This is a genomic window from Magnetospirillum sp. WYHS-4 (assembly GCA_039908345.1).
Taxonomy (GTDB): domain Bacteria; phylum Pseudomonadota; class Alphaproteobacteria; order Rhodospirillales; family GLO-3; genus JAMOBD01.
The window spans coordinates 1-3,282 of the sequence record JAMOBD010000120.1 but is presented as its reverse complement, the minus strand read 5'-3'; the positions used below and the strand labels follow the sequence as shown (position 1 = coordinate 3,282).

The 3,282-nt window shown below is 63.3% G+C and carries 3 protein-coding genes; all 3 read left to right on the top strand.

All coding sequences use genetic code 11. From position 1 onward, the window contains the following. A partial coding sequence (gene nuoL / locus H7841_18025) for an NADH-quinone oxidoreductase subunit L (protein ID MEO5338756.1) occupies positions 1-1,311 on the top strand: 1,311 nt, incomplete at its 5' end. 13 nt (positions 1,312-1,324) lie between these two features. Continuing rightward, the gene (locus H7841_18020; protein ID MEO5338755.1) at positions 1,325-2,845 is read left to right on the top strand and encodes an NADH-quinone oxidoreductase subunit M; all 1,521 of its coding nucleotides are present in this window, start codon (positions 1,325-1,327) and stop codon (positions 2,843-2,845) included. A gap of 24 nt (positions 2,846-2,869) precedes the next feature. Beyond that, on the top strand, positions 2,870-3,282 hold a 413-nt coding region (locus H7841_18015), incomplete at its 3' end, for an NADH-quinone oxidoreductase subunit N (protein MEO5338754.1).

Here is a 3,282-nt window from a genome sequence, read left to right as displayed (position 1 = left end):
AGCCGCATGAACCTGTTCGGCACCGATTTCCACGCGCTCACCATCCTTTGCCTGCTGCTGTTCGTGGGCGCCATGGGCAAGTCGGCCCAGTTGGGCCTGCATACCTGGCTGCCGGACGCCATGGAAGGTCCCACCCCCGTTTCCGCCCTGATCCACGCCGCGACCATGGTGACGGCCGGCGTGTTCATGGTGGCCCGCCTGTCGCCGCTGTTCGAATATTCGGATACCGCCCTGGCGGTGGTCACCGTGGTGGGGGCCTCGACGGCCATCTTCGCCGCCACGGTGGGTTGCGTGCAGAACGACATCAAGCGGGTGATCGCCTATTCCACCTGCTCGCAGTTGGGGTACATGTTCTTCGCCTGCGGCGTGTCGGCCTATTCGGCGGGCATCTTTCACCTGATGACCCACGCGTTCTTCAAGGCCTTGCTGTTCCTGGGGGCCGGTTCCGTGATCCACGCCATGTCCGACGAGCAGGACATCCGCCGCATGGGCGGTACCTGGAAGCACATCAAGGTCACCTGGGCCTTGATGTGGATCGGCAGCCTGGCCTTGGCCGGCATTCCGCCGTTTGCCGGTTTCTGGTCCAAGGACATCGTGCTTGAAGCCGCCTACGGCGCCCATTCGGCCTTCGGCAATTACGCCTTCTTGATGGGCGTGATCGCCGCCTTCCTGACGGCCTTCTATTCCTGGCGGCTCTTGATCCTGACCTTCCACGGCACGCCTCGGGCCGACGAAAGGACCATGGCCCACATCCACGAATCGCCCAAGGCGATGATCCTGCCGTTGCTGGTCTTGGGAACGGGGGCGATTTTCGCCGGCTACATAGGCTACGAGGCCTTCGTCGGCCACGACGCGGCGGAATTCTGGGGCAACGCCATCTTCGTACTGCCGGCTCATGCCGCGCTGGAGAACGCCCATCACGTTCCCGCATGGGTCAAGTACACACCCCTGGTGGTCGCCGTATCGGGAATCGCCCTGGCCTATTTCATGTACATGGTCGCGCCCAAGCTGCCGGGTACCCTGGCCACCGCTTGGGCGCCGGTCTACCGCTTCCTGCTGAACAAGTGGTACTTCGACGAACTCTACGACTTCCTGTTCGTGCGGCCGGCCATGCGGTTGGGGCGCAATCTCTGGAAGACGGGTGACGGAATGCTGATCGACGGCTTGGGGCCGGACGGGCTGGCGGAGGCCTCGATAGGCATCGCCAAACGCGCCTCGCGCTTCCAAAGCGGCCAGGTCGCCCACTACGCCTTTGCCATGCTGATCGGCGTCGTGTTGCTGATCACTTGGTACATCCTGAGCATCGCGTAAGGAGGGGGAACCCATGACCGCCAATTTCCCCGTCCTGACCCTGCTGATCCTTCTGCCCCTGGTGGGAGCCGGGTTCATCCTCACGGTACGCGGCGACACGGAGGCCGTGGCGCGCAACTCGCGCCACGTGGCGCTTTGGACGTCGACGATCACCTTCCTGGTGTCGCTTTACCTGTGGTTCGGCTTCGAACGCGGCACGGCGGCCTTCCAGTTCGTCGAGCGGGCGGCCTGGATTCCCGACTACGGAATTTCCTACTATTTGGGCGTCGACGGCATCTCCATGCCCTTCGTGCTGCTGTCAACCCTGCTTACGCCCATCTGCGTGCTGTCGGCCTGGGAGGCGGTGACCAAGCGGGTCAAGGAATACATGATCGCCTTCCTGGTCCTGGAATCCCTGATGATCGGCATGTTCGCCGCCTTGGATCTGGTGGTGTTCTACATCTTCTTCGAGGGCGTGCTGATCCCGATGTTCCTGATTATCGGCGTCTGGGGCGGCCCGCGCCGGGTCTATGCGGCCTTCAAGTTCTTCCTTTACACGCTGCTGGGGTCGGTCCTGATGCTGCTGGCCATGCTGGCCATGTACGCCAGCGCCGGCACCACCTCCATCCCCGAACTGATGCAGGCCGGCTTCCCGGCCAGCCTGCAGACTTGGCTGTGGCTGGCCTTTTTCGCCTCGTTTGCCGTCAAGGTGCCCATGTGGCCCGTCCATACGTGGCTGCCCGACGCCCACGTGGAGGCGCCGACCGCCGGTTCGGTCATCCTGGCGGGCGTGCTGCTGAAGTTCGGCGGCTACGGTTTCCTGCGCTTTTCGCTGCCCATGTTCCCCGAGGCGACGGTGGCCTTCACGCCCCTGATGTACACCCTGTCGATCATCGCGGTGATCTATACCTCGCTGGTGGCGCTCGCCCAGGAGGACATGAAGAAGCTGATTGCGTACTCGTCGGTCGCCCACATGGGGTTCGTCACCATCGGCACCTTCACCCTGAACCAGCAGGGCATCGAGGGCGCCATCTACCAGATGCTCAGCCATGGCGTGGTATCGGCCGCCCTGTTCCTGATCGTGGGCGTGGTCTACGACCGCGTCCATTCGCGCGAGATCGTTACCTACGGCGGTTTGGTGCACCGGATGCCGGTCTATTCCCTGACCTTCATGCTGTTCATGCTGGCGTCCGTGGGACTACCGGGCACCGGCGGATTCGTCGGCGAGTTCCTGGTGCTGCTGGGTGCCTTCAAGGCCAATTCCTGGGTCGGGGCCTTGACCACCACCGGCGTGGTACTGGGGGCGGCCTACATGCTGTATCTTTATCGCCGGGTCATCTTCGGCGAGCTGACCAAGGACAAGCTGAAGAAGATACTGGACATGAGTCCGCGCGAAATCGCCGTCTTCGCCCCGCTGGCGATCTTGGTGATCTGGATGGGCATCTACCCGGCCTCGTTCCTTGATGTCATGCATGCCTCGGTGGCCAACCTGATCGAGCAGGTGACCGCTTCGGGCAAGATGCTGGCGCCGATGAACGCCATGGCCGTCCGGTAAACGGGTTAGGAAGAAGTGGAGACCATGGCGATGGCCGAATTTCCCGACCTGATGCCGGTGTTGCCCGAGTTGTTCCTGGCGCTCGCCGCCATGGGCTTGCTGATGCTGGGCGCGTTCACCAAGGGCACCACCCCCGAGGACGGGGCCAAGGCGGCGGGCAGCATCGCCCACCTCAGCGTCACGGTGCTGATGCTTACCCTGTTGCTGTTGGCCACCGTGCCGGGCGGCCGCGTTCTGGCCTTCGGCGGCCTGTTCGTCTCCGACGGCTTCGCCCTGTTCTTCAAGGCCTTGGTACTGCTGGCCTCGGCCATGGCCCTATTCATGGCCCGCGACTTCATGGAACGGCAGCACATGTCGCGCTTCGAGTTCGGGGTGCTGATCCTGTTCGCGACGCTCGGCATGCTGCTGATGATTTCGGCCAACAACTTGGTGTCGCT